Genomic DNA, 23,598 nt, shown 5'->3' with positions numbered 1-23,598 from the left:
CTCGTTACCTTTGGTCGAAAAAAAAGCCCGCACTGTCAGGTGCGGGCTTTTTTCTGTGTTTCCTGTACGCGTCAGCCCGCACCGTTACCTGTGGTAATGGTGATGGTGGTGGTAATGGTGGTGCTGATGCGTTTCATGGATGTTGTGTACTCTGTAATTTTTATCTGTCTGTGCGCTATGCCTATATTGGTTAAAGTATTTAGTGACCTAAGTCAATAAAATTTTAATTTACTCACGGAAGGCTACCCGTCCATAAGCTGCTGGCAAGTGCTCTTTTTTTAATCCACACTGAGACATATTTCCCGTTGCAGTCAGAATTAAAACCTAAAGATAACATTCCCTACAGTTTTTTATTTGGTGATATTTTTTTCAATATCATGCAGCAAACGGTGCAACATTGCGGTGTCTCGTTGCTCTAAAAGTCCCAGGCGTTGTTGTAACCAGTCGATCAGTTTTGTGTCATCTGCCACCGCTAACGTCGTTAACAATGACATGACTCGTTCGCGTAAAGCACGCAGTTGATGTTGGTCTGCAGTTGCGTCACTTTTCGTCGGTTGTTGTATTAATGTTGCTAATTGATAGCAATAAACCATCACCGCCTGCCCCAGATTAAGCGAAGGGTAATCTGCCACCATCGGCACGCCAGTAAGAATATCAGCCAGCGCCAGTTCTTCGTTTGTCAGACCGGAATCTTCCCGGCCAAATACCAACGCCACATGATTCATCCACGTCGATTTTTCCTCCAACAACGGCACCAGTTCCACCGGCGTCGCATAGTAATGATATTTCGCCCGGCTACGCGCAGTGGTGGCGACAGTAAAGTCGACATCGTGTAAAGATTCAGCCAGTGTTGGAAAAACTTTAATATTATCAATAACATCACCGGAGCCATGTGCAACCCAGCGGGTGGCGGGCTCCAGATGGGCCTGGCTATCGACAATGCGCAGTTCGCTAAATCCCATTGTTTTCATTGCCCGCGCCGCTGCACCTATATTTTCTGCTCTGGCGGGTGCGACCAGAATAATCGTTATACGCATGTTGCTACTCTTCTTGACCAAATAACCGCGAACAGGGTGATGAATGTCAACTTACTGCGCGGAGAGAATTTACAAAATATTAACGCAAGTCGCAGAAAAAGCCCTTTACTTAGCTTAAAAAAAGCTAAACTATTTCCTGACTGTACTAACCGTTTAATTGTTAAAAAACGCTACATATCTTTCTGTTTACTTAGGATAATTTTATAAAAAATAAATCTCGACAATTGGATTCACCACGTTTATTAGTTGTATGATGCAACTAGTTGGATTATTAAAATAATGTGACGAAAGCTAGCATTTGGATACGATGATTTCATCAAACTGTTAACGTGCTACAATTGAACTTGATATATGTCAACGAAGCGTAGTTTTATTGGGTGTCCGGCACGTCTTAGCCTGTTATGTCGCTGTTAAAATGGTTAGGATGACAGCCGTTTTTGACACTGTCGGGTCCTGAGGGAAAGTACCCACGACCAAGCTAATGATGTTGTTGACGTTGATGGAAAGTGCATCAAGAACGCAATTACGTACTTTAGTCATGTTACGCCGATCATGTTAATTTGCAGCATGTATCAGGCAGGTCAGGGACTTTTGTACTTCCTGTTTCGATTTAGTTGGCAATTTAGGTAGCAAACATGCAGACCCCGCACATTCTTATCGTTGAAGACGAGTTGGTAACACGCAACACGTTGAAAAGTATTTTCGAAGCGGAAGGCTATGATGTTTTCGAAGCGACAGATGGCGCGGAAATGCATCAGATCCTCTCTGAATATGACATCAACCTGGTGATCATGGATATCAATCTGCCGGGTAAGAACGGTCTTCTGTTAGCGCGTGAACTGCGCGAGCAGGCGAATGTTGCGTTGATGTTCCTGACTGGCCGTGACAACGAAGTCGATAAAATTCTCGGCCTCGAAATCGGTGCAGATGACTACATCACCAAACCGTTTAACCCGCGTGAACTGACTATCCGTGCACGCAACCTGCTGTCTCGTACCATGAATCTGGGTACTGTCAGCGAAGAACGCCGTAGCGTTGAAAGCTACAAGTTCAATGGTTGGGAACTGGACATCAACAGCCGTTCGTTGATCGGCCCTGATGGCGAGCAGTACAAACTGCCGCGCAGCGAGTTCCGCGCCATGCTTCACTTCTGTGAAAACCCTGGCAAAATTCAGTCCCGTGCTGAACTGCTGAAGAAAATGACCGGCCGTGAGCTGAAACCACACGACCGTACTGTAGACGTGACGATCCGTCGTATTCGTAAGCATTTCGAATCTACGCCGGATACGCCGGAAATCATCGCCACCATTCACGGTGAAGGTTATCGCTTCTGCGGTGATCTGGAAGATTAATCGGCTTTACCACCGTCAAAAAAACGGCGCTTTTTAGCGCCGTTTTTATTAGCCAACATTATTTCCAGATACGTAACTCATCGTCCGTTGTGACTTCTTTACTGATTTTCATTTTCGGCATTGAAAACGCATACCAGTCGATATTGCGAGTCACAAACATCATACCTGCCAGCGCCACCACCAGCACACTCGTCCCCAACAACAGCGCGCTATCGGCAGAATTCAGCAGTCCCCACATCACACCATCCAGCAACAACAAAGCCAGGGTAAACAACATGCTGTTGCGCCAACCTTTTAATACCGCCTGCAAGTAAACACCGTTCATTAACGCCCCTATCAGGCTGGCGATTATCCAGGCCACGGTAAAACCGGTATGTTCAGAAAACGCCAGCAAGAGTAAATAAAACATCACCAATGACAACCCCACCAGCAAATATTGCATTGGGTGTAAACGTTGTGCGGTTAGCATTTCAAAAACAAAGAAGGCCATAAAAGTCAGCGCAATGAGCAAAATGGCGTATTTGGTCGCCCGGTCCGTTAATTGATACTGATCGGCTGGCGTAGTGACTGCGACGCTAAACGCCGGGAAATTGTCCCAACGGGTATTATTGCCTGAAGCAAAACGCTCACCGAGGTTATTGGCAAACCAACTACTTTGCCATTGCGCCTGAAAACCGGTCTCGCTGACCTCCCGTTTTGCGGGCAAAAAATCACCTAAAAAACTGGGGTGCGGCCAGTTACTGGTTAAGGTCAATTCGCTATTACGCCCCGTCGGCACCACGGAAAGGCTCCTTGTTCCGCTTAAATTCAGCGCCATATTCAGCTTCAGGTTCTGCTTCAGCCAGTTCCCTTCGGTTAAAGGAATATGCACGCCCTGCCCGCCTTGCTCTAACCCTGTTCCGGGTTCAATGGTCAGCGTCGTTCCGTTAAGTTCAGGTGCTTTCACCACCCCAATGCCACGCGCATCACCTACACTAATCACAATAAACGGCTTGCCTAAGGTGATATTGGGCGCGTTGAGTTCGCTAAGACGCGAAACGTCAAAATCGGCTTTTAGCGTTAAATCACTGTGCCAGACCTGACCGGTATAAATGCCTATCTTCCGTTCTTCCACGTTCTGATTGCCATCAACCATCAACGACTCAGGTAACCAGAAATGGATAAAACTTCGTTTCCGCTCCACGGTTTTTTCTTCTTCCTGCACCGTATAAAGCTCAGTTACAGGGATAGCGATGAGCGGCCCGACCAACTTTTGCGACCCACTGGTGCTTTGACGAATTGCATCCTCAACATCACTACGGTAATCGGCACGTTCGACAATCACCTGCCGAATCAACATTAATGGAATTAACAGCAGCAACACGGCACCAAACAAAGTGGCCATTTTCCAGAACAGGGGGGATTTCAACATAGTCTTCTCCTTTGCAATGGCTGCAGTGTATGAAGACTATGTGGGAAGAATTTGAAGTTATGTGAAGTGACGGTGAAGTCGGAGCGAGGCCAGCACGCCGCCTTGCGGCACGTTGCGCAGTGTGACTTCACCATTAAGCAAACGGGCAACTTCGCTGACAAACGCCAGTCCCAACCCACTGCTTTTTTGTCCATTCTCGCGCGGCAAAGAGTAAAAGCGTTCAAAAATACGCGACAGCGCGTAGTCAGGAATGCCGCTACCGGTATCCTGCACGTTAAGCGTAACTTGCTCCTGATCCACCTCAGCACTAAGCGTTATACAGCCATGCTCGGGGGTAAAATCGATGGCGTTATCCAGTAAATTCCCCAGCGCCTGTTCCAGCAACGCCGGTTCAGCAACAACGTTAACCTCGATGGGCATAACATTCAGAGTGATATTTTTTTCTGCCAACTGTACGGTGCGCGCTTCGCTGACGCGGAGAAATAATGCCGCCACATCAACCGCAGAAAGAACGACCTCCTGACGATTTTCCAGTCTTGCCTGGCGTAGTAGCGTTTCAACCAGCGCCTGCATTCTCGCGTTTTGTGTCAAAATATTGTCGGTAAAACGGGCTACCACTTCCGGTGGCGGTCCTTCGCGTAAGATTTCCGCCGCGCCACGAATTGCTGCCAACGGACTTTTCAGCTCATGGGTTAACGCGTAGACATACTGCTCAATATAGTTTTTCCCTTCCAGCTTCACGCGCATACTTTCCAACGCCTGCGCTAACTTACGCAACTCGCTGCTGCCAAGATCAGGGAGCGGAACGGGTTTATTATCGGTGACGGAATCAGCATAACGGGTGAGTCGGGCAATGGAGCGGTTGATCCACCAAACCATTCCGGTACCAATCACTAGTGCAATTCCCAGCAAAATGCCGCTCGCCCATAATATTCGCCGCTCGCTGCGTTTAATCACCGGTGCCATCGCCGCGTTCGGTTTGCCTACGCTCAAAACACCAATAAGCCGCGAGCCGTCCATAATGGGGGCAGCAACATACATCACAGAACTTTCGGGATCGGCGGGATTTTGCAACGTACTGCGCGCGCCATACTGACCGCGCAACGTTAGCCAGACATCATTCCAGCGTGAGTAATCCTGCCCAACGGCTTTATTTGCCGAGTCGAACAAAACTTTGCCCTGTGCATCAGTCATATAAACATGGTATTCGTTGCGCACTTTGTGAATGCCGCCGATATTGGCGCGAAACGGGCGATTTTGTAGTTGGTCAAACGCCTGTGCCAATTGCCCATGCGCAGGATCGCCAGAGAGCAAATCAGGGCGCGCCAGCTCCGCCAGCAACGTTGCGGTGTCGATCAACGTCCCTTCCGTCGCCCTTCGCACGCCCGGTTTAACTTCTTTGACAAAAATAGCCAGCACGAACCAGGCAGCCACTGCTACCAGTAAAAAATAGCCCAGCAACAGTCGCATGCCGATGCGCATTACAGACTCCTCAGGCTGTATCCCATGCCGCGGTGGGTATTAATCGGTGAAAGCTCGGGATTGATGCAGCGCAGCTTGGCACGCAGCGTTTTAATGTGGGTATCGACGGTGCGATCGTAAGTGTCCTGCGCGTCTTCCCAGACACTATCCATCAATTGCTGGCGTGACCAGACGCGGCCTGGCGACTTGAGTAACGTTTTCAGCAATAAAAACTCGTATCGCGTCAGCGTTAATGGCGTGTCAAACCAGCTTATCTGCGCCGCAGGTTCATTCAGTTCAAAATGACCAATACGGATGACGGGAGGCGGCGTAGAAAATTTCTTCACCCGACGCAGCAAGGTGCGCACTCTGGCGCACACTTCGCGAGGTGAAAACGGTTTAGCCACGTAGTCGTCAGCACCAATTTCCAGCCCAAGCAGACGATCGACCTCTTCACTACGGGCCGTCAGGAACAGCACTGGCAACGCCGGATGGATCGCCAGCAACTGGCGGCATAATTCAAAGCCGCTGATATCAGGCAGACCAACATCGAGAATAATAACGTCGGGAACCCGCTGGCGCGCTTTATCGAGCACCGGCAAGCCCCGCTCAAAAACGTCGACGGCAAAACCTTCCTGCTGCAACATGTAGACCAGCGTGTCGGCTATCCCTTGCTCGTCTTCTACTAACCAGACCGTTTCCCGTTGCATAAATCGCCTCTGTTATTGTCGCCACGGCATGACAGGGACGGCGCTGATGGCATTTTTCGGTGAACCATCGACAACTTTGTCGGAGTAAGCCAGATAGGCGAGCGCATTGCGTTTGGCATCATAGAAGCGCACGACCTGTAACGACTTAAAGACCAGCGATGTACGTTTCTTGAATACCACTTCGCCCTGGGCTTTGCCGTTTTTAATGCGTTCTGACAGTTCAATCGGTCCGACTTGCTGGCAGGAAATAGCCGCGTCGGAAGTATCTTCCGCCAGCCCCAATCCGCCTTTAATACCGCCCGTTTTCGCCCGGCTCACATAGCAGGTGACATTTTTTACATCAGGATCGTCGAAGGCTTCTACGACAATTTTGTGATCCGGGCCGATCATTTTAAATACGGTATCAACCGAACCAATTTCTTCCGCATGTGCCAACGGCCCCAGCATTATCAGGCTTAAAGATAGGATCAAATGCTTGTATTTCATATTGTTACCATTTTTATAAGTTACATTAAGCAATTAGTTCGTCACGGTAAATAACATATTGATTAAGAACAAAATCTCAATACTTTTATTCCCGTAAAGACCTGAAACATACTCTACTAAGAAAAAAACACTGAATGCTAAAACAACAAAAAATGCTATTATCCAATTACCTGATGTCAGGTGCTCGTTGTTGAAAGGATGAGGAAATTTTATGGATCAGGCCGGCATTATTCGCGACCTTTTAATCTGGCTGGAAGGTCATCTGGATCAGCCCCTGTCGCTCGACAATGTAGCGGCGAAAGCAGGTTATTCCAAGTGGCACTTACAGAGAATGTTTAAAGATGTCACTGGCCATGCTATTGGCGCGTATATTCGTGCTCGTCGTTTGTCGAAATCAGCGGTAGCACTACGCCTGACCGCGCGCCCGATTCTGGATATTGCGCTGCAGTACCGCTTCGACTCTCAACAGACATTTACCCGCGCATTTAAAAAGCAATTTGCTCAAACACCTGCGCTGTACCGTCGTTCCCCGGAATGGAGTGCTTTTGGCATTCGCCCGCCGCTACGTCTGGGTGAATTCACTATGCCGGAACACAAATTTGTCACCCTGGAAGATACGCCGCTGATTGGTGTTACCCAGAGCTACTCCTGCTCGCTGGAGCAAATCTCTGATTTCCGCCACGAAATGCGCTACCAGTTCTGGCATGATTTTCTCGGCAACTCGCCTTCTATTCCGCCAGTACTTTACGGTCTGAATGAAACGCGCCCAAGCCAGGATAAAGACGACGAACAAGAGGTGTTCTACACCACTGCGTTAGCCCAGGATCAGGCTGACGGCTATGTATTAACCGGGCATCCAGTGATGTTGCAAGGCGGCGAATATGTGATGTTTACCTACGAAGGTCTGGGAACAGGCGTGCAGGAGTTTATCCTGACGGTATACGGAACATGCATGCCAATGCTCAACCTGACACGCCGTAAAGGTCAGGATATTGAGCGATACTACCCGGCAGAAGATGCCAAAGCGGGAGATCGCCCAATTAATCTGCGCTGCGAACTGCTGATTCCAGTGCGTCGTTAACGCTGTAACTCATCTAATGCAGGGGCGTCCAGATGCGAGATGTCCCCTGCAGTTTCAACAACCCAGCCAGACGCCAGCCACAGGCTTTCCTGATAATCCACGCGCGAAATAGAACAGTTACGCAGGCGTAAACGGCGTTCTGCCCACGCCGGTAAGCCCAGAATGGTACTCACCAGACACCCCAGCGCGATACCGTGACTCACCAGCAGCGGTCGACTTCCCTGCGGTAAATCCCGACAAGATTCCAGTGCGGCATTGACGCGATCGCTCAGTTCCTGCATTGACTCGCCTTCAGGAATACGCCCGTCAACGGTGCCATTCACTAACTGGCGACGCCAGTTCTCTTCTTCTTCGGTCAGAGAATCAATATGTCTTTTTTCCAGCACCCCCATATTTAACTCACGCAGGCGGGGATCAAGGATGATGTCACAACCGCAAGCCTGGGCGATGATTTCCGCTGTACGCCGGGTGCGACCTAAATCGCTACTGATAATGTGGGTGATGCCAAGTTCTTTGGCACGGTTCGCCACCTGCATTGCCTGTTGCTCACCTTTTGCGGTTAGCGGGCTGTCAGACTGGCCCTGAATACGCCGCTCGGCGTTCCACTGCGTTTCGCCGTGGCGGACAAGGTATACCTGTAACATGCTTTTTTTCCGTATACTGCTTTAACGTTAATTTTTTGAGTAATCCTGATTATGCACCATGTTGTCTGTGCGACCACTAACCCCGCTAAGATTCAGGCCATTCTGCAGGCATTTCACGAGATCTTCGACGAAGGATCCTGCCATATTGAATCCGTTGTCGTCGAGAGCGGCGTACCGGAACAGCCTTTTGGTAGTGAGGAAACGCGCGCTGGCGCACGAAATCGGGTAGCAAATGCCCGCCGTTTACGTCCAGAGGCTGATTTTTGGGTGGCCATTGAAGCGGGTATAGATGGTGACAGCACCTTCAGTTGGGTGGTAATTGAAAACGCCAGCCAGCGTGGTGAAGCACGTTCGGCAACCTTGCCGTTGCCTGAGGTGATTCTGGAAAAAGTGCGTGAGGGCGAGGCGCTTGGGCCAGTAATGTCGCGCTATACCGGCATTGATGAGATTGGTCGTAAAGAAGGGGCGATCGGCGTGTTTACCGCCGGGAAACTCACCCGCGCCAGTGTCTATCACCAGGCGGTGATCCTGGCGCTAAGTCCGTTTCATAATGCCGTGTATCAGCCATTGCAGGACGGATAAGGCGTTCACGCCGCATCCGGCATTCGGTGCACGATGCCTGATGCGACGCTGATGCGTCTTATCAGGCCTACAAAATCAATCGCTTTTCAGCAACACGCCTTCCAGCCACTGACGTAGCTCGACGGGTGCCGCTTTCAGGCTGTTAGATCCACGCGTAATCGTCGCGATGCCCGCACCGAGTTCATTTTTTAACTCGCGCTGACTCATTTCACCGCGCAATAACTCTTCGACAATACGCACACGAGTCCCTAACGCTTCGCGCTCATCCGGCGTCAGCATCAGGTTTAACAACGGTAAATGGAGATCGTTTTCGTAGGCATTCTTAAGCAGGTCGACAAAACGTAACCACTCCTGGTGACGCTGTTCTGCCATCGCTGCTGAATAGGGTGATTGTTGGGCCATAGTGTGTCGCCATTGTTAGCGGGGGAAGCCTGATGCCTCCCCCGGTTGTACTCGCTAAAGAGTACGATAGCATATCATAAACGTGCAGATCAGTTCAGTAACGACGCCCCCATTCCGTGGCGCTCATCAACGTCGGTTTATCGCCCATGAAATAGCGATAGTACGCGTCATAAGCCAATACGTTCTTCACATAACCACGCGTCTCGGAGAATGGGATACTCTCGACAAATGCCACCGCATCGATACGCCCGGCGCTGTTACCAAGCCAGGTGCGCACCCGCCCCGGCCCGGCGTTGTATGCTGCGGATGAGAAAATACGGTTATTGCCGAACTGTTGATAAACATATTGCAGATAGCTGGTGCCAATGTTGATGTTCGTTTCCGGATCAAGCAATTGTGCCGGGCTGCTGTAACCAGGAATAGAGAACATCTTCACCGTATGAGTCGCCGTACCAGGCATAATCTGCATCAGCCCGCTGGCCCCTACCGGTGATTTCACTTTCGGATTCCAGGCGCTCTCCTGACGGGCAATCGCCATTGCATAGCTTTGCGGGATATCTTTGTCGTTAGTGTAACGTGCGAAGAGATCGTTATAGGCCAGTGGGAATCGTTCTTCCAGATGATCCCAAAGTTTCCCGGCAATCGTCGCCTGAACGCTGAGATCCCACCAGTGGTTGTTAAAAGCATAACGCGCCAGTTGCGCTTGCTCTGCTTTCGACTTGCTCTTCACCAGATTGGCCCACTCGCTACGGGCGGTATTATCGAGGTTCCAGTACATCAACTCGCGCACGCGCGCCATTTCCGCCCCCTGAGTCAGGGCGCTATCGACGTTCTGCGGCACTTTATCAATCTTCAGTTGATACTCTTCGCCTATGCGCTGCGCAGCAACCATTGGGTAGAAGCCACGCTGTTGCATGAGTTGATGCAAAATCTCTTTTGCTTCAGCTTCACGCCCACGTTCCAGCAGCAAATCCGCCTGCCAGTAGCGCCATTCATCTTTCTCTTTCGCTTCCATCGGCAAGCGCGCCAGCCATGTATTCAGCCCCGAACGGTCGCCGGTGCCAAGCGCCATCCTTATACGGCGTTCAATCAACGACGTGGATTGCGAACGCATAATTGCATCATCACGCCACTTCGCCTGTTCGTCGGTGACATCGTTGCCCATCAAACGCCAGGCAACGATATCACGTAGCTCCTGAATCTGATCTTCATTAAGCTGTTGTGCCTGGGCAAGTGAAGGGATCATCAGTCGTGCGTTTTCTACATCCTGCCGCGCCACACTGGCAAACGCCACCGCGGCCATCTGACGGGTAAAATCAGTCGCGCCGGTCGTTCGTGCAAAAGTCAGCACCGTATTGGGATTGTTTGCCAGTGAAATAATTGCCGTAGAAATAGTCTGGTAATCGGCGGGCATCTGCCCTGCCAGCACCGTCACCAGGCCGGTATTACCCGCCTTCATCGCCAGGCGGATACGCTCTAAATACGCCCGCGGATCTTGTTTGCCGGACGCGCGCCAGACGCTAAATAACTTGTCACAAGCGTTAGGCTGGCTCTTTCCTGTCAGCCACAGCTCTTTCGCCCCCTGCCAGGCTTCTTCGCTCTGCCCGGTATTCCATTTTGCATAGTAGTAATTACATTGCGCTTCGGTTGTGCCTGGCTTTTCCGGACTAAAAGCTAACAGGCCGCGCCAGTCTTCACGTCGCGCCAGTTCATTGACGAAACGAGATTGCAGCGTGCGAGCCGGAGGAAGCGTGGGGTTAGCGCGAACAAAGTTAGTGACCGTGACCGCCGGTTGATTCATCAGGTCATCGGTAATCTGGCGGTATTCCAGGTAGGGATAAAGGGGATAATCCTTCAGGGATGGCATCATCTGCTCAACCACATCCATTTGTCGATTATCCCAGGCCTGCTTGATTTGCGCGTAGCGGCTACGCTGCTCATCCAGTGAGTCGGCTCGCGCCACGCTGCTGACCGTCAGCAGACAGACACCGGCAGCCAACAGCCGCCAGGTAACGTGTTTGGCTTTTTCCACAAGCGCTTCCTCTAAGTGTAAATACATCAATGCAGCGTCATGCCGCGTAATAGATTTATGCTAACCAGTCATTGCCGTTTCCGCCACGTTATGGACACTTTTTTACTTTTACTGCGAGGGTGATCGACCGGCTGGGATTAGGCAGGGAAACAGGCTACACTTCGCCTTTGAAAACTCATCATCACGATAAACATAGAGGCGAAGTCCAACGTGGCTCAATTCGTTTATACCATGCATCGTGTCGGCAAAGTTGTTCCGCCGAAACGTCATATTTTGAAAAACATCTCTCTGAGTTTCTTCCCCGGGGCAAAAATCGGCGTTCTGGGTCTGAACGGCGCGGGTAAGTCTACCCTGCTACGCATTATGGCGGGCATTGATAAAGACATCGAAGGTGAAGCGCGTCCACAACCAGATATCAAGATTGGCTATCTGCCGCAGGAACCGCAGCTAAACCCGGAACACACTGTACGTGAGTCCGTTGAAGAAGCGGTTTCCGAAGTAGTTAATGCCCTGAAACGTCTGGACGAAGTGTATGCGCTGTACGCCGATCCAGATGCAGACTTTGACAAGCTGGCCGCAGAGCAAGGCCGTCTGGAAGAGATCATCCAGGCTCACGACGGTCACAACCTGAATGTTCAGTTGGAGCGTGCGGCGGATGCGCTGCGTCTGCCGGACTGGGACGCGAAAATTGCTAACCTCTCCGGTGGTGAGCGTCGTCGCGTAGCGTTGTGCCGCCTGCTGCTGGAAAAACCAGACATGCTGCTGCTCGACGAACCGACCAACCACCTGGATGCGGAATCCGTAGCGTGGCTGGAACGCTTCCTGCATGACTTCGAAGGGACCGTTGTGGCGATTACCCACGACCGTTACTTCCTCGATAACGTCGCGGGCTGGATCCTCGAACTTGACCGCGGTGAAGGTATTCCGTGGGAAGGTAACTACTCCTCCTGGCTGGAGCAAAAAGATCAGCGTCTGGCGCAGGAAGCTTCGCAAGAAGCGGCGCGTCGTAAGTCGATTGAAAAAGAGCTGGAGTGGGTACGTCAGGGCACGAAAGGCCGTCAGTCGAAAGGTAAAGCACGTCTGGCACGCTTTGAAGAGCTGAACAGCACCGAATACCAGAAACGTAACGAAACCAACGAACTGTTTATTCCACCTGGACCACGTCTGGGCGATAAAGTGTTGGAAGTCAGCAATCTGCGTAAATCCTACGGCGATCGCCTGCTGATTGATGATCTGACCTTCTCGATCCCGAAAGGGGCGATCGTCGGGATCATCGGGCCGAACGGAGCGGGTAAATCGACCCTGTTCCGCATGATCTCCGGTCAGGAACAGCCGGACAGCGGCACCATCACTTTAGGTGAAACGGTGAAACTGGCGTCGGTTGATCAGTTCCGTGACTCAATGGATAACAGCAAAACCGTTTGGGAAGAAGTTTCCGGCGGGCTGGATATCATGAAGATCGGTAACACCGAGATGCCAAGCCGCGCCTACGTTGGCCGCTTTAACTTTAAAGGGGTTGATCAGGGTAAACGTGTTGGCGAACTCTCCGGCGGTGAGCGTGGTCGTCTGCATCTGGCGAAGCTGCTGCAGGTTGGCGGCAATATGTTGCTGCTCGACGAACCGACCAACGATCTGGATATCGAAACCCTGCGCGCGCTGGAAAACGCCCTGCTGGAGTTCCCTGGCTGCGCGATGGTTATCTCGCACGACCGTTGGTTCCTCGACCGTATTGCCACGCACATTCTGGATTACCAGGATGAAGGTAAGGTTGAGTTCTTCGAAGGTAACTTTACCGAGTACGAAGAGTACAAGAAACGCACGCTGGGCGCAGACGCGCTGGAGCCGAAGCGTATCAAGTACAAGCGTATTGCGAAGTAATGCGTAAAATGCCGGGTGCGGCGTGAACGCCTTATCCGGCCTACAAACACAGCGATTTCAATACGTTGTGAAACTCCAGGCCTGATAAGACGCGGTAAGCGTCTCATCAGGCATTGGGTCTTATCCCTGCTCCCCCATCATTTCCCGCACCAGCTCCACACAACGCAGGAAACGGCTGTCGTAATCGTCCTCTTCGACCCGCACGAATTCGATATTATTCTCTTCGAGCATCTCCACCAGCAGGTTCTGGAACTCTTTGCGATCCACCGAACTGCCAAGGCTACGTAAACCATCCGCCACCCACGGGGTGTTATTCTCAAGCAGGATCACCAGATCAAAACGGTATTCATCAATCAGCGCCTGCACGAACGGATGCTCACGCCCTTCGTACTTTTTGCAGAACGCCTGAGTAGTGACAAAATCGGTGTCGATAAACGCCACTTTATTGGCGTATTTCACTGCAAAATCAATATATTGTGCGTGTCCCAGCGCGATTTTATCGTAGTCAGAATACTGTAACGCAATCTCGTCACCGCCAAGATGCGAAAAAACATAATCACGACCAAACTCCCACGCACTGGTGGTGTTGAAAATGTTAGCGAGTTTATTTACCAGAGTGGATTTACCGCTCGACTCGCCACCGAGGATCGCTACAGTACGCACAAAGAACGGCTTCACTTCGGTAGGAATATATTCCCAGTAGCGGAACGGGTTTTCGCGGATCTGCGCACCACTGATACTCATAAAGGTGCGTTTCGGATCGATCAGCACCGTTTCGATCCCCAGATGTTCCATATACTGCGGCGCGTCGGCTTCTTCCGAGGTGTAGATCAGATCCGGCTGAATGCCCTTTTCGGCCATAAACTTTTTGATGCCGTTGCTCCACACATCCCATCCGTGCGGATACGGTTCCATGCCCTCTTCATTGAAGGAATGAATGCGGATATTTTTCTGATATTTAAAAGTCTGCAATAACCAGCGCAGACGATCCGGCACCGTTGGTTGCTGCGACATGGCGCTATCTTCAAACAACGCGCGGTCACGGGTGTCGTCAAACCCCATAATGATATGCAGCTCATCAACCTGACTACAGGCACGCTGGATAAGATAGATATGTCCGGTATGTAGCGGATAAAATTTACCGAATACGACACCGATGGTTTTCTTCTGCCGGGGAAATTCCAGCCCGAGGAAACGGTGCAACGCCTCCAGCTTTTGCGCGCTGGGGCTTTTAATTTTGGCATTCAGTAACTGGCTTAAATACCCTTTGGTCATACCGCTGGCATCGGCCACCTGCTGTAGCGTGCAGCCCTGTTGCTTGATGGCAGTTTTCAGGTAATCAAATGACGACATATCTCCCTCCGTATCTCTCATTATAAGTCGTCGAACACGCTAAGCGCGTCGGAGAGTTTTTTAACGCCAAAAATCTGCATCCCTTCCGGCACTTTTTTCGGTACGTTGGCCGCCGGTACAATCGCCCGCCGAAAGCCGTGTTTCGCCGCTTCTGAAATTCGCTCCTGACCGCTGGGCACCGGGCGGATCTCTCCTGCCAGCCCAACTTCACCAAACACAACCAGATCCTGCGGCAGCGGTCTGTCACGCAGGCTGGAAACCATCGCCAGCAGTAACGCTAAGTCGGCGCTGGTTTCAGTCACCTTCACGCCGCCGACCACGTTTACAAACACATCCTGATCGGCCATTTGCAGACCACCGTGACGGTGCAGCACCGCCAGCAGGATTGCCAGACGGTTTTGTTCCAGCCCCACCGCCACGCGGCGTGGATTCGCCATCATCGAGTGATCGACCAGCGCCTGAATCTCCACCAGCAGCGGACGCGTTCCTTCCCACACAACCATCACTGAACTGCCGGACGTCACTTCATCGCCACGACTTAAGAAGATTGCTGAAGGGTTGCTGACTTCGCGTAGCCCCTGTTCAGTCATCGCGAATACGCCCAGCTCATTTACCGCGCCAAAGCGGTTTTTATGGCTGCGTAAGGTGCGAAAACGGGAATCAGCATCGCCGTCCAGCAGCACCGAACAGTCAATACAGTGTTCCAGCACTTTAGGGCCAGCCAGCGAACCATCTTTGGTTACGTGACCAACCATGACGATTGCCACCCCGCGCGTTTTGGCGAAGCGCGTCAGGTAAGCTGCCGTTTCACGCACCTGCGCCACGCTGCCAGGCGATGACTGTACATCCGCCATATGCATCACCTGGATGGAGTCAATTACCATCAGCTTCGGTTGCTCTTCTTCGGCAATCAGGCAGATCTGCTCGATGCTGGTTTCCGACAACATATTGAGATTGTCAGTCGGCAGGCCAAGGCGATGAGCGCGCATTGCCACCTGTTGCAGCGACTCTTCGCCGGTGACATACAGCGTTTTCATCTGCTGGGCCAGTTTGCACAGCGTTTGCAGCAACAGCGTGGATTTCCCGGCACCTGGGTTACCGCCAATCAGAATGGCGCTTCCCGGCACCACGCCGCCGCCTAATACGCGGTCAAACTCTTTAAATCCGGTTGAAAAACGCGGCAGCTCTTCAAGGCTGATATCGGAGAGTTTCTGGACTTTTGCCACCCCGGCGCTACCGGCATAGCCACTGAGACGCTCGTTACGCGCCACCGTTGGCGACGCAGCAAGACGCACCTCGGTGATGGTGTTCCAGGCATGACAGGCACTGCACTGCCCCTGCCAGCGCGGATAATCGGCCCCGCATTCATTACAAACAAAGGCGCGTTTTGGAGCTTTTGCCACGGTGTACCTCGTTAATGCTGTGCCGCCCGCAGGATGACGGGCGGGCAATTACTTCTGATTCAGGCTGCCAGAGAGGATGCAGAACACTCCCATCAGATCAGCGTGACGGATGGTGACTTCCGTCTTTTCATTCACTTTTGGTTTGGCATGGTAGGCAATCCCCAGCCCTGCCGCTTTGATCATCGGCAGGTCGTTGGCACCATCGCCAATCGCCACGGTCTGCGCCAGTGGGATTTCATACTCCTGCGCCAGACGGGTCAGGGTTTTCGCTTTGTACTGTGCATCGACGATGTCACCGATCACATTGCCGGTAAATTTACCGTCCATGATCTCCAGTTCATTGGCTACCACGGCAGTGAGTCGCAGTTTGTCACGCAGATATTCGGCAAAGAAGGTAAAGCCACCGGAGGCAATTGCCACTTTCCAGCCCAGCGTTTCCAGCTTCAGCACCAGTTGCGTTAAGCCTGGCATCAACGGCAGATTTTCCCGAACCTGAAGCAAAATGTTCGCATCAGCGCCTTTCAGCGTCGCCACGCGGCTACGCAGGCTGGCGGTAAAATCGAGTTCTCCGCGCATCGCCCGTTCGGTCACTTCCGCCACCATCTCACCTGTCCCGGCCAGTTTGGCGATCTCATCAATACATTCAATCTGGATGGCTGTAGAGTCCATGTCCATTACCAGCAGCCCCGGCGTACGCAAATGTGGAATTTTCCCCAGTGGCGCGACATCCAGTTGTGCTTCATGGGCCAGGCGCGTAGCACGCGCGGTGAGCGAACCTGCCAGACGAATCACCTGATAATCTTCCACGCACCAGGCGGCAACAATCACCATCGCCGCGCCCAGTTTGCTCTGATACTGGGTCAGTCGTTGTTTATCCAGCCCACGACCATACAGCAGCCAGCCGCTACGACCTGCGTGGTAATCCAGTGGCATCACTTCATCACCACTTAATGAAAGAGGCAGACCTGGCCATAAAGAGACATCTTCAGGCAGGTCGCACCAGGTAATGTTAGGCATTAAGGCTCCTGTAAAATCGTTCGAAGCAGGGAAAATAACGCATGAGGCTACCTTGTATCCATTGCTTCTGGCAACATTAAGTCTCAAATTTTCAACGGGTGGAATATGGCTCGCACAAAACTAAAATTCCGGCTGCATCGGGCAGTGATTGTCCTGTTCTGTCTCGCTTTGTTGGTCGCGTTGATGCAAGGTGCTTCCTGGTTCAGTCAAAACCACCAGCGCCAGCGTAATCCGCAGCTTGAAGAGCTGGCCCGCACCCTGGCACGTCAGGTGACGCTGAACGTTGCGCCGCTGATGCGTACCGACTCGCCGGATGAAAAGCGCATTCAGTCAATACTCAACCAGTTAACAGATGAAAGCCGCATCCTTGACGCAGGCGTATATGACGAACAAGGCGATCTTATTGCCCGCGCAGGCGAAAGCGTAGAAGTACGCGACCGTCTGGCACTCGACGGTAAAAAAGCAGGTGGCTATTTTAACCAGCAAATTGTCGAACCCATTGCGGGGAAAAATGGTCCGCTCGGCTATCTGCGCCTGACGCTCGACACCCACACACTCGCCACCGAAGCCAAACAGGTGGATAACACCACCAACATTTTACGCCTGATGCTGCTGCTCTCGCTGGCAATCGGCGTGGTGCTGACCCGCACGCTATTACAGGGTAAACGCACCCGCTGGCAACAATCGCCCTTCCTGCTAACCGCCAGCAAACCGGTGCCGGAAGAGGAAGAAGGCGAGAAAAAAGAGTGACCCATTACAACAAGAAAGGAAATCGTTATGAATACATTACGCCTGCTTATCTCTGACTCTTACGACCCGTGGTTTAACCTGGCGGTGGAAGAGTGTATTTTTCGCCAGATGCCCGCCACGCAGCGCGTTCTGTTTCTCTGGCGTAACGCCGACACGGTAGTGATTGGCCGCGCACAAAACCCGTGGAAAGAGTGTAATACCCGGCGGATGGAAGAAGATAATGTCCGCCTGGCGCGGCGCAGTAGTGGCGGCGGCGCGGTGTTCCACGATCTCGGTAATACCTGCTTTACCTTTATGGCTGGCAAGCCGGAGTACGATAAAACCATCTCTACGTCAATTGTACTCAATGCACTGAACGCGCTCGGCGTCAGCGCCGAAGCCTCCGGACGTAACGATCTGGTGGTGAAAACAACCGAGGGAGACCGTAAAGTCTCTGGCTCGGCCTATCGCGAAACCAAAGATCGCGGCTTCCACCACGGCACTTTGCTGCTCAATGCCGACCTGAGTCGCCTGGCAAACTACCTCAACCCGGATAAAAAGAAACTGGCGGCGAAAGGCATCACATCGGTACGTTCCCGCGTGACCAATCTGACCGAATTGCTACCGGGAATTACCCATGAGCATGTTTGCGAGGCCATAACCGAGGCCTTTTTCGCCCATTATGGCGAGCGCGTAGCAGCGGAAATCATCTCCCCGGACAAAACGCCAGACTTGCCAAACTTCATCGAAACCTTTGCCCGCCAGAGTAGCTGGGAGTGGAACTTCGGTCAGGCTCCGGCGTTTTCGCATCTGCTGGATGAACGCTTTACCTGGGGCGGCGTGGAACTGCATTTCGACGTTGAAAAAGGCCATATCACCCGCGCCCAGGTGTTTACCGACAGCCTCAACCCCGCGCCGCTGGAAGCCCTCGCCGGGCGACTGCAAGGCTGTCTGTACCGCGCGGATATGCTGCAACAGGAGTGCGAAGCGCTGCTGGTTGACTTCCCGGAACAGGAAAAAGAGCTACGGGAGTTGTCAGCGTGGATGGCAGGGGCGGTAAGGTAACTCGCTGATTAAAATATCCAGGGAAGGAAATATGATCGATCTGGAAAACCAGGAACGGGAGATTATCAATTTAATGTTCAGCCAGGGTATATCCTGGCTAACCGCCGTGCGTATCAGGCATAAACTATCACTTGCTGAAGTAAGTAAAATGTTAGGTATCTCCATTAATTCTCTAAAACAGATCGAAAAGACGGAACGGCTTAGTTCAAACATCAAAAGCAAAATGGCAGGAATTTATGGTTGTCCACCAGAGTTGCTGATATGCCCTTCCTGGATGACGGCTGAACATAAATGAATAGATTCGTGAATAGATACTTGAATGGATTTTATTTTCTATCCATATGAAAAATAATAGTAAATCTATAAATCAGTTGCTATTGATGAATAAATACTAAAAAGCCGGAGCAGTCTCCCACTCCGGCTTCACACGACAATCGCCTTTCAGCAAAACACAATTACTCTTTATCGCCCAGAAGAACAGATTCCAGTGCGATTTTGATCATGTCGTTGAAGGTGGTCTGACGCTCTTCGGCAGTGGTCTGCTCGTGAGTGCGGATGTGGTCAGACACGGTGCAGATAGCCAGTGCTTTCGCACCAAATTCTGCAGCCACACCGTAGATACCTGCCGCTTCCATTTCCACGCCGAGGATGCCGTATTTTTCCATCACATCGAACATTTCGCCGTCCGGAGAGTAGAACAGGTCAGCGGAGAACAGGTTACCAACACGTGCATCAACGCCCAGTGCTTTAGCTGCGTCTACTGCGTTACGCACCATGTCGAAATCAGCGATAGCTGCAAAATCATGGTCTTTAAAACGGATGCGGTTAACTTTGGAATCGGTGCAGGCACCCATACCGATAACTACATCACGCAGTTTTACGTGCGGCAGAACTGCACCACAGGAACCTACGCGGATAATTTTCTTCACGCCGAAATCGGTGATCAGTTCTTTGGTGTAGATGGAGCAGGACGGGATACCCATACCGTGTCCCATTACAGAAATTTTGCGGCCTTTGTAAGTACCGGTGAAGCCCAGCATACCGCGAACGTTGTTCACTTCACGGGCATCTTCAAGGAAAGTTTCAGCAATATACTTCGCACGCAGCGGGTCGCCTGGCATCAAAACTACGTCAGCAAAATCGCCCATTTCTGCATTAATGTGTGGAGTAGCCATCGTTTTATCCTTTTTGTGACATATTAAAGGCGGAGTCACTGCTCCGCCCAAATCCATCAGAACATGGCTTTGCCATATTCCATATCAGAAGTACCAAAATATTTTGCCAGAGTCTGGCCGATATCTGCGAAGGTTTCGCGGTGCCCCAGCGAACCCGGTTTCACTTTCGGGCCGTAAACCAGTACCGGAATGTGTTCACGCGTGTGGTCAGTACCAGTCCAGGTCGGGTCACAACCGTGGTCGGCGGTGAGGATCAGGATGTCGTCGTCGCGCAGCAGAGACATCAGTTCCGGCAGACGGCGGTCGAACAGTTCCAGACCCGCGGCATAGCCTGCGACGTCGCGACGGTGGCCCCAGGAAGAGTCAAAGTCAACAAAGTTGGTGAAGACGATGGTGTTATCACCCGCTTCCTTCATCTCTTTGATGGTGGCGTCAAACAGCGCGTCCAGGCCGGTCGCTTTCACTTTTTTGGTGATACCGCAGTTGGCATAGATGTCTGCAATTTTACCGACCGAAACCACCTGGCCGTGTTTTTCATCAACCAGTTTTTGCAGCACGGTCGGTGCTGGCGGTTCAACTGCCAGGTCGTGGCGGTTGCCAGTACGCTGGAAGTTACCGGCTTTGTCACCGATAAACGGACGGGCAATAACGCGACCGATGTTGTAGCCGCCGTTGGTCAGCTCTTCACGGGCGATTTCGCACAGTTCGTAGAGTTTATCCAGACCAAACGTTTCTTCGTGGCAGGCAATCTGGAACACTGAGTCAGCGGAGGTATAGAAAATCGGCTTGCCGGTTTTCATGTGCTCTTCGCCCAGTTGATCCAGAATGACCGTACCAGAAGAGTGGCAGTTACCGAGGTAACCCGGCAGGTTAGCGCGTTCAACCAGTTTATCCAGCAGTTCTTGCGGGAAGCTGTTTTCGTGATCGGAGAAGTATCCCCACTCAAACAGAACCGGTACACCGGCGATTTCCCAGTGCCCCGACGGGGTATCTTTACCGGATGACATTTCGTGCGCCCATGCATACGCGCCAATAACTTCAGCGTTGCCGTCCATTCCTGCCGGAATGAAACCGGTAGAACCTTCGTGTGCTTTCGCCAGCCCCAGACGGGTCAGATTTGGCAGATTGAGCGGACCTTTACGACCGTGGTCAGCTTCGCCTTTGGCACAAGCTTCTGCGATATGACCCAGGGTGTCAGCCCCGACGTCACCAAAGCGTTCTGCATCTTCTGTAGCGCCGATGCCGAATGAGTCCAGCACCATAATAAATGCACGTTTCATATGTTCTCCGTACTCAGTGCTTCAAATTTAAATGATCAGATCAGTATACCGTTATTCACTGATACGACGATAGACAGTTGGGGTGCTTTCCGGGGCTTTATCGGCAAGTTTAATTGCCGCTTTCACCGCTTTCGCCGCTTCCTGCCAGGTGGTTTCGTCTTTCGCGTGGATCACCGCCAGTGGGCGCTGACCGTCAACCTGGTCGCCCAGACGCGCCATATCAGTAAAGCCGACGCTGTAATCAATGGTGTCAGATGCCTGACGGCGACCACCGCCCATCGCAACCACTGCCATCCCCAGCGCACGGGTATCCATTTCACTGACAAAACCTTCGGTATCAGCATAGACTGCTTTCGTCAGCATCGCTGTCGGCAGATACTTCGCGTAGTTCTCAACGAAGTCGGTCGGGCCTTTTTGTGCCGCTACCATACGTCCGAAGACTTCTGCCGCTTTACCGTTGTCCAGCACAGCCTGCAATTTCGCGCGCGCTTCGGCATCATCTTTCGCCAGTTTGCCGGAGGTAAGCATCTCCACGCACAGCGCCATTGTGACGTCAAACAGTCGCGGGTTACGGTATTCACCTGTCAGGAACTGTACCGCTTCACGCACTTCGACCGCGTTACCAGCGCTGGATGCCAGCACCTGGTTCATGTCGGTCAGCAGCGCGGTGGTGCGTACGCCTGCGCCATTTGCCACGCCAACAATCGCTTCGGCAAGGGCTTCAGAGAGTTCATAGGTCGGCATAAACGCGCCGCTACCCACTTTCACGTCCATCACCAGTGCGTCCAGACCTTCCGCCAGTTTCTTCGCCAGGATCGAGGCAGTGATCAGCGGGATTGAGTCAACAGTAGCGGTAATGTCGCGGGTCGCGTAGAAACGTTTATCCGCCGGAGCCAGTGAGCTGGTCTGGCCGATAATTGCTACGCCAACATCTTTAATGATTTCGCGGAAACGGTTGTCATCCGGGAAGATATCAAAGCCAGGGATTGACTCCAGTTTGTCGAGCGTGCCGCCAGTATGACCGAGGCCACGACCGGAGATCATCGGAATGTAGCCGCCGCAGGCAGCGACCATTGGCCCAAGCATCAGCGAAGTGACATCACCGACGCCACCGGTGGAGTGTTTATCAACAATCGGGCCATTCAGATGCAGGCTTTTCCAGTCGAGAACGGTTCCTGAATCTCGCATCGCCATGGTCAGCGAGACACGCTCCGGCATTGTCATATCGTGGAAGAAAATGGTCATCGCGAGGGCGGCAATCTGCCCTTCGGAGATAGTGTTGTCGCGAATGCCGTTGATAAAGAAACGAATTTCTTCATCGCTCAGCGCATGACCATCACGTTTTTTACGAATAATTTCTTGTGCGAGAAACAAGGTAACCTCCCGTGGAATAAGTTTGAAGGCGTTGTTGCCAGATGGCGGATGTTGTTATTGCCTGATGCTGGCAGCTTCTTATCAAGCCTGCATGGCACTCGCCCCGTAGGCCGGATAAGGCGTTCACGCCGCATCCGGCATCACTGCTGACAGCCTGATGCGACGCTGACGCGTCTTATCAGGCCTACAGGGGCATCCGGCATCCACCCTCTGGCACAAGGCAGCTTAGTAGCTGCTGGCGCTCTTACCGTCGCCGTGACCCAGCGCTTTCAGCAGGCTTGCCAGCAGGCTGGAAGCGCCAAAGCGATAGTGACGCGCATCTGCCCAGTCAGCACCGAACAGTTCATCGGCAATCGCGAGATATTTCTGCGCATCTTCCGCAGTACGCACGCCGCCCGCCGGTTTGAAACCAACGGTTTTCTCTACGCCCATATCACGGATCACTTCCATCATGATGCGCGCGCTTTCCGGCGTCGCGTTCACTGCCACTTTACCGGTAGAGGTTTTGATGAAGTCAGCACCCGCTTTAATGGAGATTTCAGACGCTTTGCGGATCAGCGCTTCGTCTTTCAGTTCACCGGTTTCGATGATCACTTTCAGCAGCACATTCGCCGCTGCGCAAGCCTCTTTACAGGCTTTCACCAGGTCAAAACCAACCTGCTCGTTACCCGCCATCAGCGCGCGGTACGGGAACACCACGTCAACTTCATCGGCACCGTAAGCAATTGCCGCACGGGTTTCTGCCAGTGCGATTTCGATGTCGTCGTTACCGTGTGGGAAGTTGGTTACCGTAGCAATACGGATTTCCGGGGTACCCTGCTCTTTCAGCGTTTTGCGAGCAATTGGGATAAAGCGAGGATAGATACAGATAGCGGCGGTATTGCCGACCGGAGTTTTGGCCTGATGACACAGGGCGATCACTTTCTCGTCGGTGTCGTCGTCATTCAGGGTAGTCAGGTCCATCAATTTCAGTGCACGCAGGCTGCTTGCTTTCAGATCAGTCATTTCATTCTCCTGGCTTGTCGCCAATAAAATTCACCTTGCGAGTTTGTTAGTATTCTAACATCGACTTCGCAACGCACTTCGATATACATCACAATTAAGAAAATCTACTTACAAATTTGCA

The 23,598-nt window shown here is 52.1% G+C and carries 24 protein-coding genes and 1 other annotated feature; of the genes, 7 read left to right on the top strand and 17 right to left on the bottom strand.

What is annotated here, in order from left to right; translation table 11 throughout:
- Positions 1 to 16 precede the first annotated feature (16 nt).
- Positions 17 to 136 (bottom strand) — a sequence feature (Thr leader region).
- From thrL to yjjY, 3 genes are all read right to left on the bottom strand, one after another.
- Positions 72 to 137: a thr operon leader peptide gene (gene thrL, locus A9587_RS08265; RefSeq protein WP_001386572.1), complete on the bottom strand. Its 66-nt coding sequence runs from the start codon at positions 135 to 137 to the stop codon at positions 72 to 74. It overlaps the preceding feature by 65 nt.
- A gap of 213 nt (positions 138 to 350) precedes the next feature.
- Positions 351 to 1,037: a tRNA/rRNA methyltransferase gene (locus A9587_RS08260; RefSeq protein WP_001517710.1), complete on the bottom strand. Its 687-nt coding sequence runs from the start codon at positions 1,035 to 1,037 to the stop codon at positions 351 to 353.
- 399 nt (positions 1,038 to 1,436) lie between these two features.
- The gene (gene yjjY / locus A9587_RS08255) at positions 1,437 to 1,577 is read right to left on the bottom strand and encodes a protein YjjY (protein ID WP_001303782.1); all 141 of its coding nucleotides are present in this window, start codon (positions 1,575 to 1,577) and stop codon (positions 1,437 to 1,439) included.
- 95 nt (positions 1,578 to 1,672) lie between these two features.
- On the opposite strand from yjjY, the gene arcA reads away from it, so the two are divergent.
- Positions 1,673 to 2,389, top strand: a complete 717-nt coding sequence (arcA, locus tag A9587_RS08250; protein ID WP_001194358.1) for a two-component system response regulator ArcA — start codon at positions 1,673 to 1,675, stop codon at positions 2,387 to 2,389.
- A gap of 58 nt (positions 2,390 to 2,447) precedes the next feature.
- On the opposite strand, the gene creD is transcribed toward arcA, so the two are convergent.
- From creD to creA, 4 genes are read right to left on the bottom strand one after another with little or no spacing between them, the layout of a single operon-like run.
- Positions 2,448 to 3,800, bottom strand: coding sequence for a cell envelope integrity protein CreD (gene creD, locus A9587_RS08245; protein WP_000920292.1), 1,353 nt, complete (start codon positions 3,798 to 3,800; stop codon positions 2,448 to 2,450).
- 57 nt (positions 3,801 to 3,857) lie between these two features.
- The gene (gene creC, locus A9587_RS08240) at positions 3,858 to 5,282 is read right to left on the bottom strand and encodes a two-component system sensor histidine kinase CreC (RefSeq protein WP_016242575.1); all 1,425 of its coding nucleotides are present in this window, start codon (positions 5,280 to 5,282) and stop codon (positions 3,858 to 3,860) included.
- Positions 5,282 to 5,971, bottom strand: a complete 690-nt coding sequence (gene creB / locus A9587_RS08235) for a two-component system response regulator CreB (RefSeq protein ID WP_001188652.1) — start codon at positions 5,969 to 5,971, stop codon at positions 5,282 to 5,284. Before creB ends, creC begins: the two co-directional genes overlap by 1 nt.
- Before the next feature lie 12 nt (positions 5,972 to 5,983).
- A complete protein-coding gene (gene creA, locus A9587_RS08230; RefSeq protein ID WP_000875488.1) occupies positions 5,984 to 6,457 on the bottom strand; it encodes a protein CreA in 474 nt (157 codons plus the stop codon).
- Positions 6,458 to 6,668: 211 nt separating this feature from the next.
- On the opposite strand from creA, the gene robA reads away from it, so the two are divergent.
- Entirely contained in the window at positions 6,669 to 7,538 is an 870-nt protein-coding gene (robA, locus tag A9587_RS08225; protein WP_000371670.1) for an MDR efflux pump AcrAB transcriptional activator RobA, read from the top strand.
- Here robA and gpmB read toward each other — a convergent pair.
- The gene (gpmB, locus tag A9587_RS08220) at positions 7,535 to 8,182 is read right to left on the bottom strand and encodes a 2,3-diphosphoglycerate-dependent phosphoglycerate mutase GpmB (RefSeq protein WP_016249587.1); all 648 of its coding nucleotides are present in this window, start codon (positions 8,180 to 8,182) and stop codon (positions 7,535 to 7,537) included. The two genes, robA and gpmB, sit on opposite strands and share 4 nt — an antisense overlap.
- 51 nt (positions 8,183 to 8,233) lie before the next feature.
- On the opposite strand from gpmB, the gene yjjX reads away from it, so the two are divergent.
- The gene (gene yjjX, locus A9587_RS08215; RefSeq protein ID WP_000546619.1) at positions 8,234 to 8,764 is read left to right on the top strand and encodes an inosine/xanthosine triphosphatase; all 531 of its coding nucleotides are present in this window, start codon (positions 8,234 to 8,236) and stop codon (positions 8,762 to 8,764) included.
- A 75-nt stretch (positions 8,765 to 8,839) separates the two neighbouring features.
- On the opposite strand, the gene trpR is transcribed toward yjjX, so the two are convergent.
- Together trpR and sltY are read right to left on the bottom strand one after the other, a co-directional pair.
- Positions 8,840 to 9,166 carry a trp operon repressor gene (gene trpR / locus A9587_RS08210; RefSeq protein WP_000068671.1) on the bottom strand — a complete coding sequence of 109 codons (327 nt, stop codon included), beginning with the start codon at positions 9,164 to 9,166 and terminating at the stop codon, positions 8,840 to 8,842.
- 94 nt (positions 9,167 to 9,260) lie between these two features.
- Positions 9,261 to 11,198 carry a murein transglycosylase gene (sltY, locus tag A9587_RS08205; RefSeq protein WP_000409422.1) on the bottom strand — a complete coding sequence of 646 codons (1,938 nt, stop codon included), beginning with the start codon at positions 11,196 to 11,198 and terminating at the stop codon, positions 9,261 to 9,263.
- 210 nt (positions 11,199 to 11,408) lie between these two features.
- Here sltY and ettA point away from each other — a divergent pair, with 210 nt between their 5' ends.
- Positions 11,409 to 13,076 (top strand): energy-dependent translational throttle protein EttA, encoded by a 1,668-nt coding sequence (gene ettA, locus A9587_RS08195; protein ID WP_000046765.1) that lies wholly within the window; start codon positions 11,409 to 11,411, stop codon positions 13,074 to 13,076.
- 120 nt (positions 13,077 to 13,196) lie between these two features.
- Here the strand turns inward: ettA and nadR are convergent, their stop codons facing one another.
- Genes nadR through serB form a run of 3 tightly spaced genes read right to left on the bottom strand, consistent with a single transcriptional unit; the run spans position 13,197 to position 16,849 of the window.
- Positions 13,197 to 14,429, bottom strand: coding sequence for a multifunctional transcriptional regulator/nicotinamide-nucleotide adenylyltransferase/ribosylnicotinamide kinase NadR (gene nadR / locus A9587_RS08190; RefSeq protein WP_000093824.1), 1,233 nt, complete (start codon positions 14,427 to 14,429; stop codon positions 13,197 to 13,199).
- Between the two features lie 20 nt (positions 14,430 to 14,449).
- Complete coding sequence (gene radA / locus A9587_RS08185) at positions 14,450 to 15,832, bottom strand: DNA repair protein RadA (RefSeq protein WP_001029699.1); 1,383 nt, start codon at positions 15,830 to 15,832, stop codon at positions 14,450 to 14,452.
- A 48-nt stretch (positions 15,833 to 15,880) separates the two neighbouring features.
- Positions 15,881 to 16,849, bottom strand: coding sequence for a phosphoserine phosphatase (gene serB / locus A9587_RS08180; protein WP_001132950.1), 969 nt, complete (start codon positions 16,847 to 16,849; stop codon positions 15,881 to 15,883).
- A gap of 105 nt (positions 16,850 to 16,954) precedes the next feature.
- Between serB and A9587_RS08175 the strand changes: the two genes are divergently transcribed.
- From A9587_RS08175 to A9587_RS08165, 3 genes are read left to right on the top strand one after another with little or no spacing between them, the layout of a single operon-like run.
- The gene (locus A9587_RS08175; protein WP_000124620.1) at positions 16,955 to 17,599 is read left to right on the top strand and encodes a YtjB family periplasmic protein; all 645 of its coding nucleotides are present in this window, start codon (positions 16,955 to 16,957) and stop codon (positions 17,597 to 17,599) included.
- Between the two features lie 27 nt (positions 17,600 to 17,626).
- Positions 17,627 to 18,643 carry a lipoate--protein ligase LplA gene (gene lplA / locus A9587_RS08170; RefSeq protein WP_001094692.1) on the top strand — a complete coding sequence of 339 codons (1,017 nt, stop codon included), beginning with the start codon at positions 17,627 to 17,629 and terminating at the stop codon, positions 18,641 to 18,643.
- A 31-nt stretch (positions 18,644 to 18,674) separates the two neighbouring features.
- Positions 18,675 to 18,938 (top strand): helix-turn-helix domain-containing protein, encoded by a 264-nt coding sequence (locus A9587_RS08165; protein ID WP_000566145.1) that lies wholly within the window; start codon positions 18,675 to 18,677, stop codon positions 18,936 to 18,938.
- Between the two features lie 160 nt (positions 18,939 to 19,098).
- Here A9587_RS08165 and deoD read toward each other — a convergent pair whose 3' ends face one another.
- The 4 genes from deoD to deoC all read right to left on the bottom strand — a co-directional run bounded on the left by deoD (position 19,099) and on the right by deoC (position 23,477).
- Positions 19,099 to 19,818, bottom strand: a complete 720-nt coding sequence (deoD, locus tag A9587_RS08160) for a purine-nucleoside phosphorylase (RefSeq protein WP_000224878.1) — start codon at positions 19,816 to 19,818, stop codon at positions 19,099 to 19,101.
- Positions 19,819 to 19,874: 56 nt separating this feature from the next.
- Positions 19,875 to 21,098, bottom strand: coding sequence for a phosphopentomutase (gene deoB, locus A9587_RS08155; protein ID WP_000816460.1), 1,224 nt, complete (start codon positions 21,096 to 21,098; stop codon positions 19,875 to 19,877).
- 51 nt (positions 21,099 to 21,149) lie between these two features.
- Positions 21,150 to 22,472, bottom strand: coding sequence for a thymidine phosphorylase (gene deoA, locus A9587_RS08150; RefSeq protein ID WP_000477830.1), 1,323 nt, complete (start codon positions 22,470 to 22,472; stop codon positions 21,150 to 21,152).
- A gap of 225 nt (positions 22,473 to 22,697) precedes the next feature.
- Positions 22,698 to 23,477: a deoxyribose-phosphate aldolase gene (gene deoC, locus A9587_RS08145; protein WP_001295412.1), complete on the bottom strand. Its 780-nt coding sequence runs from the start codon at positions 23,475 to 23,477 to the stop codon at positions 22,698 to 22,700.
- Between the last annotated feature and the right edge of the window lie 121 nt (positions 23,478 to 23,598).

Source organism: Escherichia sp. MOD1-EC6162 (assembly GCF_002965125.1).
In the GTDB taxonomy this organism is placed as follows: Bacteria; Pseudomonadota; Gammaproteobacteria; order Enterobacterales; family Enterobacteriaceae; genus Escherichia; species Escherichia marmotae.
This window is presented reverse-complemented; position numbering and strand designations above follow the sequence as displayed.

Bases quoted from the DNA above. Each gene is read 5' to 3' on its own strand.
- A9587_RS08260 (WP_001517710.1), bottom strand. From the start codon at position 1,037: ATGCGTATAACGATTATTCTGGTCGCACCCGCCAGAGCAGAAAATATA.
- yjjY (WP_001303782.1), bottom strand. From the start codon at position 1,577: ATGACTAAAGTACGTAATTGCGTTCTTGATGCACTTTCCATCAACGTC.
- arcA (WP_001194358.1), top strand. From the start codon at position 1,673: ATGCAGACCCCGCACATTCTTATCGTTGAAGACGAGTTGGTAACACGC.
- creD (WP_000920292.1), bottom strand. From the start codon at position 3,800: ATGTTGAAATCCCCCCTGTTCTGGAAAATGGCCACTTTGTTTGGTGCC.
- creC (WP_016242575.1), bottom strand. From the start codon at position 5,282: ATGCGCATCGGCATGCGACTGTTGCTGGGCTATTTTTTACTGGTAGCA.
- creB (WP_001188652.1), bottom strand. From the start codon at position 5,971: ATGCAACGGGAAACGGTCTGGTTAGTAGAAGACGAGCAAGGGATAGCC.
- creA (WP_000875488.1), bottom strand. From the start codon at position 6,457: ATGAAATACAAGCATTTGATCCTATCTTTAAGCCTGATAATGCTGGGG.
- robA (WP_000371670.1), top strand. From the start codon at position 6,669: ATGGATCAGGCCGGCATTATTCGCGACCTTTTAATCTGGCTGGAAGGT.
- gpmB (WP_016249587.1), bottom strand. From the start codon at position 8,182: ATGTTACAGGTATACCTTGTCCGCCACGGCGAAACGCAGTGGAACGCC.
- yjjX (WP_000546619.1), top strand. From the start codon at position 8,234: ATGCACCATGTTGTCTGTGCGACCACTAACCCCGCTAAGATTCAGGCC.
- trpR (WP_000068671.1), bottom strand. From the start codon at position 9,166: ATGGCCCAACAATCACCCTATTCAGCAGCGATGGCAGAACAGCGTCAC.
- nadR (WP_000093824.1), bottom strand. From the start codon at position 14,429: ATGTCGTCATTTGATTACCTGAAAACTGCCATCAAGCAACAGGGCTGC.
- serB (WP_001132950.1), bottom strand. From the start codon at position 16,849: ATGCCTAACATTACCTGGTGCGACCTGCCTGAAGATGTCTCTTTATGG.
- A9587_RS08175 (WP_000124620.1), top strand. From the start codon at position 16,955: ATGGCTCGCACAAAACTAAAATTCCGGCTGCATCGGGCAGTGATTGTC.
- lplA (WP_001094692.1), top strand. From the start codon at position 17,627: ATGAATACATTACGCCTGCTTATCTCTGACTCTTACGACCCGTGGTTT.
- A9587_RS08165 (WP_000566145.1), top strand. From the start codon at position 18,675: ATGATCGATCTGGAAAACCAGGAACGGGAGATTATCAATTTAATGTTC.
- deoD (WP_000224878.1), bottom strand. From the start codon at position 19,818: ATGGCTACTCCACACATTAATGCAGAAATGGGCGATTTTGCTGACGTA.
- deoB (WP_000816460.1), bottom strand. From the start codon at position 21,098: ATGAAACGTGCATTTATTATGGTGCTGGACTCATTCGGCATCGGCGCT.
- deoC (WP_001295412.1), bottom strand. From the start codon at position 23,477: ATGACTGATCTGAAAGCAAGCAGCCTGCGTGCACTGAAATTGATGGAC.